Genomic DNA, 13716 nt, shown 5'->3' on the forward strand with positions numbered 1-13716 from the left:
ATTATCTTAAGCAGCAGACGCCGGTTCAGCGTCAGAGATCAGTTTTGGTGAAGTGACGTAGGTAGCGCTGGTTGATGTCTTCGCGGGCGAGCAGAATCAGGGCGTCGGCGACATTAAAATCTTTATCGAGACAGGGCTCGCCGCAGACTTTGACGCCAATGCGCAGATAGGCTTTCAGCAGCGATGGCACCAGCGATTTACCGTCGATATCGACATCAATACGTGGCATATGCACTTTAGGTTCAGCACGCATGTGCTCGGGCGTGAAGTGTTTTTCGCGCAGATGATTCACAATGGCGATGGTGCGGGCATAGCCTTCGTTCAGTGGAATACTGGCGCAGCCCATCAGGTAATCGATATTGTGCGCTGACATAAATTGAGCGATGCCGGACCACAGCAGTCCGATGGCGGCGCCACTGCGGAAATCCGGATCAACGCAGGTGCGGCCAATTTCCATATAGGTTTTTCCCGGCAGCACGATGTTGCTGAGGTCAAACTCGGTGGCGGAGTAGAATCCACCGGCGCGTTGTGCCAGCTCGTTGGTCAGGATGCGGCTGTAGCCAATCACCTGGTCGCTCATCACGTCTTTTACAATCAGGTGCAGACAGAGGTCGTCGAAATCATCTTTATCGATGCCTTCGCTGGCGGTGGGCAGGCTGGCGCCCATGCCTTCGGCAAAAACACGATAACGCAGTTCGAGAGCCTGACGTATCTCCTTTGGATCCTGTGTAATACGGGCAACCAGTGGCGATTCGAGGGTTTCAGTCTGTTGGCGTGCAGTGGCTTGCTGCATAGTCAATCCTGTTATCTTGTTGATCAGCGCGACTCTAAGTCAGGGCTGTGACATTTCTATGACAAGTCCGACATTCGTCTAAAGGGCGGCTATGCTAAGTGACGGGGAGGATTTATGAAACCGTTAATTATTACAATTCTGTTACTGTGTTGTGGAACAGTTTCTGCGCAGCCGGTTCTTGGTGAAAACACCGCTGCGGAGCTGGTTTCCCGTGCATTGCAGGCTGAGCCCCTGCTGTGGCTCCCTTTTCCTATGCCTTATGAAATTGAGCGCAGCAGTAAAGATAAAGATGCCGGATTGCTGGATGGCCTGTTCCGTTATGGGCTGTTGCAGCGTGATAAGCAGATGAGAGTGGCAGAGGTTGAGGAAGACGGCCGGCGTAAACGCAAAGTGCTGGCGACCTGGATTTACGATTATCCGCTGGAACACCGGGAGCAGGGTACTCAGGAAGGGTTTTATTACGGGACCGGCAAACTGAAAAAACTGGTGGAGTTATCGAGCCCTTATAAGATCGGTGATTACTATTACGCCGAGGCCTATATTCAGTGGTATGTCGATGACCTGCAGCACTGGGCTAAAGATCCGGCTTTCCGTACCGCCCGTACCCTGCGCCGTAGTCTGGAGTCCTTTCAAAAGCCGTTTGAAAAACGGGTTTATCTGCAATACGACGGGGATAGCTGGGGTTTCTGGAATGGTGAACCTGGTTTGCTCTGAATCGTTATCTGTTTATAGCTGAGTACGCAGCCACAGCCCGGGAGGTGTACTCAGTCCTCTGTCCTGATGCAGAATTTCCCCGTTGTTGTCCATCACGTAATAGCTCGGGTAGCCCTGTACCTGATACTGCTCGGCGGTGCTCTTGTTACCCAGCAGAACTTCGCCTGTGAAGCCTATCGAATGAATAAAAGTTTCAACTTCCTGCCGGGTTTCCCAGTCCAGCGCAACCGCTACAACGCGCAGATCTTCACTACCCAGCAGATTGAGTCCGGGCATGCTGACGCGGCAGATGCTGCACCAGGGCGCAAAAAAGTATACCAGTGTACGCGGATGGGCTGCAGGCCAGTTCAGATCTCCGGACGTCAGATGATTGCCGGGGTTCTGGCTGCTATTGGCAGCGTCTGGCTGATTACCTTGTAGTATGGGGAGCTGCAGTGAGGGGGCATAACTGCCGGCATGCAGCATATGGCGGCTGAGCCAGTGACTCAGGGCGCTGAACAGTAAAACAAACAGAAGGAGTTCGGCCGCGCGGCGCAGCCATTTGCTGCGCGCGCTGCGGGGAGAGGATTCAGATGGCTTTGGAGAATCGTTGCTGCTCATGTTGTTGCAGATAGGTATCAAATGCCATACAGGCATTACGTACCAGTAAGCGTCCTTTGTCGGTGATGCGGATGGCATGCTGATCGATGATTACCAGGCCATCATTCACCATCGGTGCTAACTCATCAAGGCTGCTTTGCAAATGTTGACGACTGTCGATGGCAAACATCTGATCGAGTGCGGCAAATTCGCATTTCAGATGACAGAGCAGTTCGGCAATCACGGTGCGCCGCAGTTTGTCTTCGGCGCTGGCAATCAACAATTTCATCGTCGGCAGGCGGTCATCATTCAGCGCATGCTCCCAGGTTGCCTGAGTTACCTGATTCTGCAGGTAGTAATCGCCAATCTGGCTGATGGACGACACGCCAAAGCCTATCAGATCGCAATCACCGTGGGTTGTGTAGCCCTGAAAATTACGGTGCAGTTTCCCTGCCGCCTGAGCGCGGGCCAATTCATCATCGGGTTTGGCAAAATGGTCCATGCCGACGTAGTGGTAATCAGCAGCAGAGAGTTTAGTGATGCAATGACCCAGAATGGCCAGTTTTTCATCGGCGCCCGGCAGATCGTCGGCACAGATACGGCGCTGTGGCTTAAAGCGCTCCGGCAGGTGGGCATAGTTAAAAACCGATAAGCGGTCGGGAGACATATCAATAATGCTGTCCAGAGTGCGGTCGAAACTTTCCAGTGTCTGGAAGGGCAGACCGTAGATCAGATCCATATTAATAGAACGGAAACCCAGCGCGCGGGCATCGTTCATAACGGCGCGGATCATGGATTCCGGCTGAATACGGTTAACCGCTTCCTGCACCTTGTGCTCCAGATCCTGCACGCCAAAGCTCAGGCGGTTAAAGCCCAGTGAACGCAGTACTTTCAGAGTGTTTGGGCGCAGCTCGCGCGGGTCGATTTCAATAGAGTAATCGGCGCTGTCGGCGTTGCTGAAGCTAAAGTTCTGACGCAGGAACTGCACCAGATCAACCAGCTCGTCATCACTGAGAAACGTCGGTGTACCGCCGCCCAGATGCAGCTGTTCAACCACGGCTTTCTTATCCAGAAGGGCACGTTTCAGCAGAATTTCTTTCTTCAGTTGCTCCAGATAGGGGGCGGCACGCCCGGTATCTTTGGTCACAATTTTATTACAGCCACAGTAGTAACAGACGTGGCGGCAGAACGGGACGTGAATATAGAGCGACAGTGGCTTGCCGGAATCACGTTGACTGAATGCTGCCCGTTCACCCAGATCGTCGGTTGCCGGGCGGAACTCAACGGCAGTCGGGTAGGAGGTGTAACGCGGACCGGGTTTGTTGTAACGCTGGATCAGCAGAGGGTCCCACAGGAGTTGTTCAGTCATGGTGTCGTCACAGGTAACAGAAATCAGCCGTCATTGTAGAGCGTAGGGCTCGCCGGGCCTTGCGCCATATCAAGATGCCAGTCGTGACGTTTAATTGACATTTATTCAACTTTTTACGACTTTGGCCGCTAACAGTCTTGATTTTGCAAAAGATCAGACGTTTTATAGTTAAATTCGATATATAACGACATCTGTAGAAGCAGAGACTTGGAAGGGGTGGGGACATGCCAAAGAAGCCGTTTACAGCGGAAGAGATTGCGGCACAGCGTGAGCGAATTATGGACAGTGCCTCCAGCGTGATGGCCGAAGTTGGCTTTCATCATCTGTCCATGCGCAAGCTGGCGTCGCAGCTGGGAATGACTGCGAGCAATATTTACAACTACTTCCCGAACAAAGAATCTTTATTTATTCATACCCGCCGTCGTGGGTTTGATCTGGCGTTTGCTGATATCAACGAGCAGATGTCGAGCAGTAACAGTCCCACCGATTCTCTCTATGCTTTTGCCGGACAGCTGATTGCCTTTGCCCAGCGCTTTCCCGGTTATTACCAGCTGATGTTTCAGCCACCACTGCTCAGTCTGGATGAAACTGAAGCTGTTGATCAGGATATTCAGCTGCAGGTCGGACGTCTGGTTGAAGAATGGCAACGACATCTTTTATCGCTGCTCAGTGATGCTGTGCCATCGCTGGCGGAGCGCAGCGAAGCTGCGCAACAGCAACTGGCGTTGTTCTTCGTTGCTTCTATTCACGGTCTGATTGATTCCTACCGCTACCGCGCATTGCCAATGTTGCTGGCCGGCGTGGATCTGATTCCGGATGAAGTGGTGCAGGCGCATATCAGCTGGTTACTGTCGACGCTGGAGCGCCAGGCCGAACGTATCGTCTGAGCCGTCTGATGCTTAAATAAAAAACGCCGGTTTAACCGGCGTTTTTTTGCTTCTTTGGCAGCCAGTCTTAGGGCCGTCAACACTAATTAAACAGGCTCTAAGATACCTGCCCCGGAGTCTTACCTTCCAGCGCATACACAAAGGCCAGAATCTCGGCAATCACCTGATACAACTGCTGCGGGATTTCATCCCCCAGATCGAGCTGTCCGAGCCAGCGCATGAGTGAGGCATTTTCGTAAACCGGCACCTGATGCTGCAGTGCCAGCTGAATAATGGCCTGAGCCAGCTCATCCTGTCCTTTGGCACTGACTTTGGGTGCACTGACACCGTCATAACTCAGGGCGATGGCTTCGCTGGCTTCAAGCAGTGATTGTGGAATGCTCATTGTGCGTCTCCTCAGCTGTGCACATCCACCAGGCTCTGTCTGATGCTGTTGCGGCTGGTTTCCGGCAGCCGGCCATGGCGGGCGCGTAACTCGCTGACTTCGACTCCCATCTGTTGCAGGCGACTGCGTAACGGCTGCAGGCTGCGTTGCAGTTGCGCCAGTGTGTCCTGCTGTTCTGACCAGAAGGTCGCGGCCAGCTGCGGCAGGGTCATGTCCAGCTCCACGTCCAGCGGCCCCAGTTGCTGCAGTTCGAAATGCAGTTTCAGACGCCAGCGTATGACTTTTTTCTGTTCGTTGTCGCTGCTGCTGGTTTCTTCTTTCTGTAGTTGCAGGCGGATTTCTCTGGGCTGCTGATCATCACGGAAATACAGCGGAATACTGAGGCTGTTGTCGCCGCCATTCTGCAGACGCTGGGCCTGGTCAACTTCAAGTTGAGCCAGAGTACTGTGCAGCAGGCGAAAGCCTTCCGGCAGGTTGTCACGCAGACCGGCTGGCAATGACAGTGGCAGCTCCCGTGGTGCGGAGAGCTGTCCATCTCTGCCACGGTGTTGGGCAATGACCTGCAACCAGGCAAGCAGCGCTTTGCCCATCGCGGCTTTAGTGTCGCTGTGCAGAAGGTGCTCAATCTGTTGCAGCAGGCTGTTGCTGATTGCAGGAGCGGGCGTTTCTGTTGCTGTTTCAAGTCGCTCGCGCGTCGTCTGCAGGGCTGCTGTTAAGGCATCTGCTGGACTGACCGGTGCAGCTCCGGAAGTGGTATTTGAAGTATCGCCTGCAGCCTGTAATGCCGTTTTGAGTGTTTGCAGATGTTCCGCCGCTTGCGCCATTCCGGCTTTGGCCCAAAGGGTACGGAACAGCGAGCTGCTGTCAGAGGTTACTGCAGAGTCTGGTGTCGCTGCGCCAGAAATACCTGGGCCAGAAATACCCGGAGCTGGCTGTGTGAGTGCGCTTTGCAGCAGGGTCATTACTTTGTTTTCGTACATAAGGCCACTGTTCAGCACACTTTCACGCAGGGCTGCGGGCTGTTGCAGCTGCGGTATTTGCGGCAGCTGGTTCAGCCACTGCTGCAGCGGCTGACGCACACTGGCTGGCAGTCCGGGCTGTTGTAACAGTTGTTGCAAAGCTGAGGCTGAGCCCGATAAGAGCCGCGCACTATCCGTTCTTGATCCCATCTGAGTTGCGCTGGGAGGTGCCTGTTCTGAACCGGATGGCGCGGTCACCGTACCGGGCAATCCGGCTGCTGAGCCTGCGAGTAGTGCAGTATTGTTGCCCGCTTGTGCTCTGGTCGGGTTGGTATAGATACCGGCTGAATTTACTCCGGCTGGCAATATGCTGCTGAGCGACGCAGAGGTTGTGGCTGTTGTGTTCAGCAAGGGCAGGCGACTGGCCAGAAACTGGCTGATCAGAGCCGGCAGAGGCGCTGCCGGTTGTCCTGGCTGTGAGACACCGGGGTTGTTGCCTGTGGCAGCAGTTGTTGGCGATACAGGTATCTGTGCCGCGGTTTTGTCGTTGCTTTTCAGACTCGCGAGCAGCGCTTCGGCGGCCAGTTTCAGAGTGCTGGCTGAAGTTTCTGGTAACGGGCTGGTCTGCGGCGGGAGTTTTATATCCGTTATGCCCAGGCGCATCTGGCCGTCTGCATCCTGGCTCAATTGCAGGGTTAACCGGGTATTGCGTGGCAGTGGGTACTGACTGCTGACCTGCAGGGTTTGAGGTTTGCCGGAGCTATCCTGGCCTTCGAGGGTCAGACGGTAACCTTCATCGGTGGCGATGCTGCTGATCACCCGGGCATTAAAATTCTGCGTGGCAGACTGGCGCGCGGCTTCTGAGCTTGTCCCGGCAGTGCCTGTCGCAGCTGTACTGCTTTGCTGAACATGGCCGGATGCCGGGGTGTCCACAGCCTTGCCAGCCTCCGCCTGAACCTTATTCAGAGCGGCCGCCTTCAGGGTCGCGGATGAGATAAGAGGGACGGATTCGGGTTGCATAATGTTGATATCGGCCAAGGTTTACGCATCTTTACCCATCTTAGTTCGGCGGCTTCCGTCCTGACAGAGGGATTTTGTATATAATGCCGCGGATTTTTTCGAATAAGGTTCATCATGACCGCCACGTCAGGCTCCACCATTATCGACTTGCAGGCCCGGCAGTTGCTGTGTGAACGCGACGACCGGGTGTTGTTTGAGCAGCTGGATGTAGCGGTTGGCAACGGTGATCTGCTGCAACTGGCGGGGCCGAACGGCGCCGGTAAAACCACGCTGCTGCGTTTGCTGGCCGGACTGAACCGTGACTATGAAGGCGAACTGCTGTGGTGCGGAGAGCCTCTGACCGATGATTTTTCTGCTTATGCTTCACAGCGTTTATATCAGGGCCATCTGGCGGCGGTGAAAAAAGCGCTGACGCCGCTGGAAAACCTGCGCTGGCTGGTCAGCAGCTGGAACGTCAGTGACGATCAGCTGTGGGCGGCACTGGATGAGGTTGAGCTGGGCGGTTATGAAGAAACCACCTGTCAGCAGCTGTCAGCCGGCCAACAGCGTCGCGTGGCTTTGGCACGTTTATGTGTGGCGCCAACCCCGTTGTGGATTCTCGATGAACCCTTTACCGCACTCGATAAAGCCGGCGTGCGCTGGCTGGAAGGTCGCCTGCAGCGTCAGGTTGAAAGTGGCGGCGCGGTGATTATTACCAGCCACCACGCACTGGAGAATATTGCCAGTCTGCGACAGCTGGAACTGGGGAGTGCCCGCGCATGAGTCTGGTAACCGCAACCATTAAGCGTGACCTGTTACTGGCAGCGCGCAATCCCGGTGAATGGCTGAACCCGCTGATGTTTTTCTTAATGGTCGCAGCACTGTTTCCGCTGGCCGTTGATCCGGACCCTAAGTTTTTAAGCAAGATTGCCGGTGGCGTGATCTGGGTTGCCGCCTTGCTGGCAACCCTGTTGTCGCTGGATGCTCTGTATAAAGCCGATGTGGAAGATGGCTCGCTGGAGCAGTGGCTGGCGTCGGGAGAATCGCTGTATGCGATGTCGCTGGGCAAGGCGCTGGTGCACTGGTGTATCAGTGGTCTGCCGTTAACCCTGATGGCGCCGGTGCTGGGGCTGATGCTGGCGCTGCCGGATGATGCTTTCTGGGCGTTGATTCTGAGTCTGGCGGTGGGAACTCCGGTACTCAGTCTGCTTGGCGCGGTCGGCGCGGCGTTAACGGCGGGTGTGCGCAGCGGTGGTTTGTTACTCAGCCTGCTGATTCTGCCGCTGTATATTCCGGTTCTGATTTTTGCTGCCAGTGCGGTGTACCATGCGGGCATTGGTATGGCCTGGAACGGCCAGATTGGTTTTCTCGGCGCCATGCTGGCGCTGGCGTTATGTCTGACGCCCTTTGCTTCGGCGGCGGCGTTAAAACTCAACTTATCGCGGTAGTTGTTATGTGGCAGTGGCTTAAACAGCTGTATCACCGTCTGGGATCACCCAAATGGTTTTATGAAATTACCACCGGCTGGATTCCCTGGCTGGCCGTTCTGTCGGTGATCGGCACGGTGGTCGGACTGGTTCTGGGGCTGCTGTATGCGCCCGCGGATTATCTGCAGGGCAACAGTTTCCGCATTATTTATATCCACGTACCGGCGGCCATTCTGGCGCAGAGTGCTTTTATGATGATGGCCGTGGCCGGTGCGGTGTACCTGATCTGGCGGATGAAAATGGCGGCCTGGGTGGCGAAGGTGATTGCGCCGATCGGTGCCAGCTTTTGTCTGATTGCGTTGCTGACCGGGGCCATCTGGGGCAAACCAACCTGGGGTACCTGGTGGGTGTGGGATGCGCGTTTAACCTCGATGCTGTTGCTGCTGTTTTTGTACTTCGGCGTGATGGCGCTGCAGCAGGCGATGGAGTCTGAAGACAGTTCTTATCGTGCCGGCGCCATTCTGTCGCTGGTTGGGCTGGTGAATATTCCGATTATCAAATATTCAGTGGAGTGGTGGAACACCCTGCATCAGCCGGCCACGCTGAAGCTGACGGAGAAGCCCAGCATGCATCCGGACATGCTGATACCGCTGCTGATCATGATTGTTACCACCTATGTGTTCTTCGCTCTGCTGGTCATTCTGCGTACGCGCAATGAAATTTTATGGCACGAACGTAAGCGCAGCTGGGTCAAACAGATTCTGGAGTCCTGATGGAATTCAACAGTGTTAGCGAATTTCTGGCCATGGGTCACCACGGCCTGTACGTCTGGCTGTCTTATGGTCTGACTGCCGTGATTATTGCTTTAAATGTGGCTCAGCCGTTGCTGCGTCGTCGTCGTTTACTGAAAGAGCAGGCCCAGCGTCTGCGCCGGGAGAAAAAGCATGCACCCCAAGCGTAAAAAACGTCTGACTCTGATTCTGTTTATGGTGCTCGGTGTGAGTACTGCCGTTGGCCTGCTGATGTATTCGCTCAGCCAGAATATCAATCTGTTTATGACGCCGACCCAGATCGCCAGTGGTGAAGCACCGGTTGGCCGTACTATCCGCGCTGGTGGTCTGGTCGAACCGGGCAGTGTCGTGCGCGATGACAGTGGCCTGGGTGTGCGCTTTGTGGTCAGTGACGGTATGTCGGAAGTGACCATTGCCTACGAAGGTATCCTGCCGGATCTGTTCCGCGAAGGGCAGGGGATTGTGGCGATGGGCAAACTGGGTGAGGACGGTGTATTCGTCGCCTCGGAAGTGCTGGCCAAACACGATGAAAACTATATGCCGCCGGAAGTGAAGGATGCGCTGGAAAAAGCGCACCAGAACGGTAAGCAGGCCTTAGAAGAAGCGAGATACTGACATGGGAAATCTGTCCGGAATGCTGCCTGAGTTTGGCCAGCTGGCACTGATTTTTGCGCTGCTGGTGGCTGCGATTCAGGTGGTGGTACCGCTGGTCGGTGTGCGCCGTGGTCAGGGTTGGCTGATGGCTTATGCCCGCCCGCTGGCCAGTGCACAGGCGTTATTTCTGATCATCAGTCTGGTGATTCTGGCTTACTGCTTTGTGGTGGATGATTTCTCGGTGGCTTATGTTGCCAAAAACTCCAACACCGCTTTACCGACTGCGTTCAAGATCAGTGCTGTGTGGGGCGCTCACGAAGGCTCGCTGTTGCTGTGGGTAACCATGCTGGGCTGCTGGGGGCTGGCGGTTGCCTGGTTCAGTAAATCGCTGCCGCTGGATATGGTGGCGCGGGTGCTGTCGATTATGGGGATGGTGTCGGTGGGCTTTATTCTGTTCACCCTGGAAACGTCTAATCCCTTTGAACGTAACCTGCCGAGCATGCCGCAGGAAGGCGCTGACCTGAATCCGCTGCTGCAGGATTTTGGTCTGATTGTGCACCCGCCAACGCTGTATATGGGCTACGTCGGTCTGTCGGTTGCCTTTGCTTTTGCTCTGGCGGCGTTGCTGGGTGGGCGTCTGGATGCCGCCTGGGCACGCTGGTCACGTCCGTGGACTATGGCTGCCTGGATTTTTCTGACCCTGGGTATTGCTCTGGGCAGCTGGTGGGCCTATTACGAGCTTGGCTGGGGCGGCTGGTGGTTCTGGGACCCGGTTGAGAATGCTTCATTAATGCCGTGGCTGGTGGCCACTGCGTTGCTGCACTCGCTGGCGGTGACTGAAAAACGCGGCCTGTTTAAAAGCTGGACGGTGTTGCTCGCTATCTTTGCTTTTTCCCTGAGTTTGTTGGGTACCTTCCTGGTGCGCTCCGGTGTACTGACCTCAGTACATGCCTTTGCCTCTGACCCTGAGCGCGGGGTGTTTATTCTGGCGCTGCTGGGTATCTGTGTGGGTGGCTCCTTATTGCTGTATGCCATTAAAGCGCCGACCGTGGCGTCGGTGGGCCGTTATAGCTGGGTGTCGCGTGAAAGCTTCCTGCTGCTTAATAACCTGCTGTTGCTGGTGGCGGCCTTTGCCATTCTGCTGGGCACCCTCTATCCGCTGATTATCGACTTTATGGGCATGGGCAAGCTGTCGGTGGGTGCGTCCTGGTTCAACTTTATGTTTGTACCTATCAGCGTCGTGCTGGGGCTGGTGATTGCGCTGGGTGCTATGGCGCGCTGGAAAGCCGATGACCTCAAGCGTCTGGGCTCTGAAACCGTGGCGGCGATGGTTGCCGCTGTGCTGCTCGGTTTTGCCGTCCCACTGCTGGCTGACGGCACAATGAACTGGAAAGTGCTGCTGGGTATGGGCGTCAGTTTCTGGTTGATTGGCGCCACGCTGGTGGATGTCTGGAAAAAAGCCCGTGGCCGTTTAAGCCGTATTCCGCAGCTGGGTCTGAGCTATCAGGGCATGGTACTGGCGCATCTTGGTGTGGCGATCACTATTATCGGCGTCACCATGGTCGCGAATTACAGCACAGAAGTGTCGGTTCGTATGGCCAAAGGCGATTCGGAAATGCTTGGTGATTACCGCTTTGAATTTGTTGATGCCGGCCATGTGGAAGGACCGAACTACGTGTCTGATGCCATTCGTTTCCGTGTCTATGACGGCGAGCGCGAGATTGCTCTGCTGCAGCCGGAGAAACGCCGTTACAACGCCAGCGGTTCGATCATGACCGAAGCGGCGATTGATGTATCGTTGTTCCGCGATGTGTATGTCTCCATGGGGGAACCTCTGGCCGATGGTGCCTGGGGTATGCGTCTGCAGGTAAAACCTTTTATGCGCTGGGTATGGCTGGGGGCGATCTTTATGTCGGTGGGTGGTTTGCTGGCCATGCTGGATAAGCGTTACCGCCAGCGTAAAAATGCACCACAGAATAATGCTCAGGCAAACACTGCACAGGAGGTGAGCGCATGAACCGCGCGTTCCTTTTTATTCCACTGGTCGGTTTTATTGCCATGGGCATTCTGTTCTGGATCGGTCTGGGTCAGGAGGATAAAACCTCGCTGCCGTCACCATTAATCGGTAAGCCGTTTCCGACCTTTATTCTGAATACCGTTGAGTCTGGCGAAAGCACCAATCATTTACCGCAGGAGCCGGTGTTGGTGAATGTTTGGGCAACCTGGTGCCCAACCTGTAAAGCCGAGCATGCTTTTTTAAATGAGCTGGCCAAAGAGGGCGTTAAAATCGTCGGCATTAATTACAAAGACGATGATTTTAAAGCCCGTCAGTGGTTGCAGGCTTACGGCAATCCTTATCTGTTTAATATCGCCGATCCTGATGGCAAGTTAGGTCTGGAACTCGGCGTTTATGGCGCGCCGGAAACCTTTCTGGTCGATAGCAAAGGGATTATCCGCGCTAAGCATATCGGCGATCTGAATCCTGCGGTCTGGGACAAACTGCAGCCGCAATTTGAGGCGATGCAATGAAGCAAATTTTCCTGTTTCTCTGCCTGTTGCTGCCACTGTCAGCACTGGCAACGGTTGATGGTTATAAATATCCCTTTGACGATCCTGACGATGCCGCGCGCTTTGAGCAGCTGGCACAGGATTTACGCTGCCCGAAATGTCAGAACCAGAATCTGGCGGACTCCAATGCCCCGGTCGCGGTTGATCTGCGCGATAAAGTGTACGAGCTGATGCAGGAAGGTCAGAGCGACGAAGAAATTGTCGGCTATCTGGTCGACCGTTATGGCGATTTTGTGCGTTATAACCCGCCATTCCGCGCAGAAACCTTTTTGCTGTGGTTTGGTCCTGCGCTGGTTTTCGTATTTGGTTTGTTATTACTGGTGCTGATCCGTCGCGGTCAGAAACAACCAGCAGCACCGTTAAGTGCAGAAGAGCAGGCACGTCTGCAGGCATTAAAAAATAAGGCGAAATCTTCATGATCTGGGCACTGTTATTACTGAGTCTGTTACTGCTGATGTTTTTGCTGGTGCCGGTCTGGCACCGGGAAAAAGCTGATGACCGTTATCAGAGTGAAGAAAATCTGCGTCTGTATCAGGAACGCACCGATGAGCTGGCGGCCAGCGATCTGGATGAGGAACAAAAGCAGGCACTGCAGCTGGAGCTGGATCGTGAATTTCTGGCGTCCAGCGGTAATGCCGGTCGTCAGGCAGTAGCATCTCCTGCACGTTATCGCTGGCCGGTTGCTCTGGCGTTGCTGCTGTTTTCTGTGGCCGGAACCGTCTTGCTGTATCAGCAGTGGGGTGCCGCGAATGAACTGCGCGCCACTGAGTTGCTGGAAAAAGCCAGTCAGGTTGAACTGACGCAGCCGGAACGCAGTGAATTAATTGAGCGCCTTGCCGCTGCCGGACAAAAGCAACCGGGCAATATCGAGTGGAATTACCTGCGCGGCCGTTTACTGAATGCCAATGGCGATTTTGCTCAGGCCGCAGAAGTCTTTGCCGATATTCTGGTTGCCTTGCCGGAAGAGGCAACCGCTGACCGTGCAGCGACCATGACACTTCTGGCTCAGGCACGCTTCTTTGCCGCTGATCAGAAAGCGGATAACGGCATGTACCAGCTGTTAAAAGACGCACTGGCACTGACTCCGGGTAATCGTCAGGCGTTAGGTATGGCCGGTATGCTCGCCTTCGAATTAAAAGATTATCAGGGCGCCGTTAATTACTGGCGTCAGCTGTGGCTGGGCATGGGCGATTCCCCGGAAGCGCAAATGCTGGCACAGGGTATTTTACGTGCGGTTGAACACGTGCGTGAGCAGGGTGGTGAGGTGGATTTAAGCTGGATGAAACGCAGCGAAATTAAAGTGCTGGTGGATCTTTCTGCTGAAGCTAAGGCCGCCGTTGATCCGGCGGATACTGTGTTTGTTCTGGCCCGTGCTGTCAGTGGCCCGCCAATGCCATTAGCCGTACAGAAGCTGACAGTCGCTCAGTTACCACAGGTGATTACCCTGAGTGACGCACAGGCGATGGCGCCGGGTATGAACCTCAGCAGTCATGAACAGGTTGCTCTGGTGGCGCGGATTTCCAAATCGGGCCAGCCAATGCCACAAAGTGGTGACTGGCAGGCCGAGCAGTCACCCGTCAGTAATCATGAAGAAAATCTGATTAAACTGACCATCAGTGACTTGCTGCCTTAGTATTCAGCAGTGCCTGGC

16 protein-coding genes are annotated in these 13716 nt (G+C 54.9%); 11 read left to right on the forward strand and 5 right to left on the reverse strand.

The window, feature by feature from the left end:
* Positions 1–31: 31 nt before the first annotated feature.
* A complete protein-coding gene (locus MT343_RS06735; RefSeq protein WP_145469373.1) occupies positions 32–793 on the reverse strand; it encodes a GNAT family N-acetyltransferase in 762 nt (253 codons plus the stop codon).
* Between the two features lie 114 nt (positions 794–907).
* Between MT343_RS06735 and MT343_RS06740 the strand changes: the two genes are divergently transcribed.
* Positions 908–1507 (forward strand): hypothetical protein, encoded by a 600-nt coding sequence (locus MT343_RS06740; RefSeq protein ID WP_145469374.1) that lies wholly within the window; start codon positions 908–910, stop codon positions 1505–1507.
* 12 nt (positions 1508–1519) lie between these two features.
* On the opposite strand, the gene MT343_RS06745 is transcribed toward MT343_RS06740, so the two are convergent.
* Together MT343_RS06745 and hemN are read right to left on the reverse strand one after the other, a co-directional pair.
* Complete coding sequence (locus MT343_RS06745; protein WP_186435939.1) at positions 1520–2107, reverse strand: TlpA family protein disulfide reductase; 588 nt, start codon at positions 2105–2107, stop codon at positions 1520–1522.
* The gene (gene hemN, locus MT343_RS06750; protein WP_145469376.1) at positions 2076–3455 is read right to left on the reverse strand and encodes an oxygen-independent coproporphyrinogen III oxidase; all 1380 of its coding nucleotides are present in this window, start codon (positions 3453–3455) and stop codon (positions 2076–2078) included. The genes MT343_RS06745 and hemN overlap by 32 nt, the downstream gene beginning before the upstream one ends.
* A gap of 224 nt (positions 3456–3679) precedes the next feature.
* Between hemN and MT343_RS06755 the strand changes: the two genes are divergently transcribed.
* The gene (locus MT343_RS06755; protein ID WP_145469377.1) at positions 3680–4342 is read left to right on the forward strand and encodes a TetR/AcrR family transcriptional regulator; all 663 of its coding nucleotides are present in this window, start codon (positions 3680–3682) and stop codon (positions 4340–4342) included.
* Positions 4343–4439: 97 nt separating this feature from the next.
* Here MT343_RS06755 and MT343_RS06760 read toward each other — a convergent pair whose 3' ends face one another.
* A complete protein-coding gene (locus tag MT343_RS06760) occupies positions 4440–4727 on the reverse strand; it encodes an EscU/YscU/HrcU family type III secretion system export apparatus switch protein (RefSeq protein WP_145469378.1) in 288 nt (95 codons plus the stop codon).
* 11 nt (positions 4728–4738) lie between these two features.
* The gene (gene fliK / locus MT343_RS06765; RefSeq protein WP_145469379.1) at positions 4739–6706 is read right to left on the reverse strand and encodes a flagellar hook-length control protein FliK; all 1968 of its coding nucleotides are present in this window, start codon (positions 6704–6706) and stop codon (positions 4739–4741) included.
* Positions 6707–6820: 114 nt separating this feature from the next.
* Between fliK and ccmA the strand changes: the two genes are divergently transcribed.
* Genes ccmA through ccmI form a run of 9 tightly spaced genes read left to right on the forward strand, consistent with a single transcriptional unit; the run spans position 6821 to position 13698 of the window.
* Positions 6821–7468: a cytochrome c biogenesis heme-transporting ATPase CcmA gene (ccmA, locus tag MT343_RS06770; RefSeq protein ID WP_145469380.1), complete on the forward strand. Its 648-nt coding sequence runs from the start codon at positions 6821–6823 to the stop codon at positions 7466–7468.
* Positions 7465–8133 (forward strand): heme exporter protein CcmB, encoded by a 669-nt coding sequence (ccmB, locus tag MT343_RS06775; protein ID WP_145469381.1) that lies wholly within the window; start codon positions 7465–7467, stop codon positions 8131–8133. The genes ccmA and ccmB overlap by 4 nt, the downstream gene beginning before the upstream one ends.
* 5 nt (positions 8134–8138) lie before the next feature.
* Positions 8139–8885 carry a heme ABC transporter permease gene (locus MT343_RS06780; protein WP_145469382.1) on the forward strand — a complete coding sequence of 249 codons (747 nt, stop codon included), beginning with the start codon at positions 8139–8141 and terminating at the stop codon, positions 8883–8885.
* Positions 8885–9073: a heme exporter protein CcmD gene (gene ccmD, locus MT343_RS06785; RefSeq protein WP_145469383.1), complete on the forward strand. Its 189-nt coding sequence runs from the start codon at positions 8885–8887 to the stop codon at positions 9071–9073. The genes MT343_RS06780 and ccmD overlap by 1 nt, the downstream gene beginning before the upstream one ends.
* Positions 9057–9518 (forward strand): cytochrome c maturation protein CcmE, encoded by a 462-nt coding sequence (gene ccmE / locus MT343_RS06790; RefSeq protein ID WP_145469384.1) that lies wholly within the window; start codon positions 9057–9059, stop codon positions 9516–9518. Before ccmD ends, ccmE begins: the two co-directional genes overlap by 17 nt.
* 19 nt (positions 9519–9537) lie before the next feature.
* Entirely contained in the window at positions 9538–11514 is a 1977-nt protein-coding gene (locus MT343_RS06795) for a heme lyase CcmF/NrfE family subunit (protein WP_145469532.1), read from the forward strand.
* Positions 11511–12026, forward strand: a complete 516-nt coding sequence (locus tag MT343_RS06800) for a DsbE family thiol:disulfide interchange protein (RefSeq protein ID WP_145469385.1) — start codon at positions 11511–11513, stop codon at positions 12024–12026. Before MT343_RS06795 ends, MT343_RS06800 begins: the two co-directional genes overlap by 4 nt.
* Positions 12023–12484 carry a cytochrome c-type biogenesis protein gene (locus MT343_RS06805; RefSeq protein WP_145469386.1) on the forward strand — a complete coding sequence of 154 codons (462 nt, stop codon included), beginning with the start codon at positions 12023–12025 and terminating at the stop codon, positions 12482–12484. The genes MT343_RS06800 and MT343_RS06805 overlap by 4 nt, the downstream gene beginning before the upstream one ends.
* The gene (gene ccmI, locus MT343_RS06810; RefSeq protein WP_145469387.1) at positions 12481–13698 is read left to right on the forward strand and encodes a c-type cytochrome biogenesis protein CcmI; all 1218 of its coding nucleotides are present in this window, start codon (positions 12481–12483) and stop codon (positions 13696–13698) included. Before MT343_RS06805 ends, ccmI begins: the two co-directional genes overlap by 4 nt.
* Positions 13699–13716 lie beyond the last annotated feature (18 nt).

Source organism: Venatorbacter sp. C2-1, assembly GCF_022832715.1.
Lineage (GTDB): Bacteria > Pseudomonadota > Gammaproteobacteria > Pseudomonadales > Oceanobacteraceae > Venatoribacter > Venatoribacter alkanivorans.

Excerpts from the sequence above, each read along its gene's own strand:
- MT343_RS06735 (WP_145469373.1), bottom strand. The coding sequence starts at position 793 with ATGCAGCAAGCCACTGCACGCCAACAGACTGAAACCCTCGAATCGCCA.
- MT343_RS06740 (WP_145469374.1), top strand. The coding sequence starts at position 908 with ATGAAACCGTTAATTATTACAATTCTGTTACTGTGTTGTGGAACAGTT.
- MT343_RS06745 (WP_186435939.1), bottom strand. The coding sequence starts at position 2,107 with ATGAGCAGCAACGATTCTCCAAAGCCATCTGAATCCTCTCCCCGCAGC.
- hemN (WP_145469376.1), bottom strand. The coding sequence starts at position 3,455 with ATGACTGAACAACTCCTGTGGGACCCTCTGCTGATCCAGCGTTACAAC.
- MT343_RS06755 (WP_145469377.1), top strand. The coding sequence starts at position 3,680 with ATGCCAAAGAAGCCGTTTACAGCGGAAGAGATTGCGGCACAGCGTGAG.
- MT343_RS06760 (WP_145469378.1), bottom strand. The coding sequence starts at position 4,727 with ATGAGCATTCCACAATCACTGCTTGAAGCCAGCGAAGCCATCGCCCTG.
- fliK (WP_145469379.1), bottom strand. The coding sequence starts at position 6,706 with ATGCAACCCGAATCCGTCCCTCTTATCTCATCCGCGACCCTGAAGGCG.
- ccmA (WP_145469380.1), top strand. The coding sequence starts at position 6,821 with ATGACCGCCACGTCAGGCTCCACCATTATCGACTTGCAGGCCCGGCAG.
- ccmB (WP_145469381.1), top strand. The coding sequence starts at position 7,465 with ATGAGTCTGGTAACCGCAACCATTAAGCGTGACCTGTTACTGGCAGCG.
- MT343_RS06780 (WP_145469382.1), top strand. The coding sequence starts at position 8,139 with ATGTGGCAGTGGCTTAAACAGCTGTATCACCGTCTGGGATCACCCAAA.
- ccmD (WP_145469383.1), top strand. The coding sequence starts at position 8,885 with ATGGAATTCAACAGTGTTAGCGAATTTCTGGCCATGGGTCACCACGGC.
- ccmE (WP_145469384.1), top strand. The coding sequence starts at position 9,057 with ATGCACCCCAAGCGTAAAAAACGTCTGACTCTGATTCTGTTTATGGTG.
- MT343_RS06795 (WP_145469532.1), top strand. The coding sequence starts at position 9,538 with ATGCTGCCTGAGTTTGGCCAGCTGGCACTGATTTTTGCGCTGCTGGTG.
- MT343_RS06800 (WP_145469385.1), top strand. The coding sequence starts at position 11,511 with ATGAACCGCGCGTTCCTTTTTATTCCACTGGTCGGTTTTATTGCCATG.
- MT343_RS06805 (WP_145469386.1), top strand. The coding sequence starts at position 12,023 with ATGAAGCAAATTTTCCTGTTTCTCTGCCTGTTGCTGCCACTGTCAGCA.
- ccmI (WP_145469387.1), top strand. The coding sequence starts at position 12,481 with ATGATCTGGGCACTGTTATTACTGAGTCTGTTACTGCTGATGTTTTTG.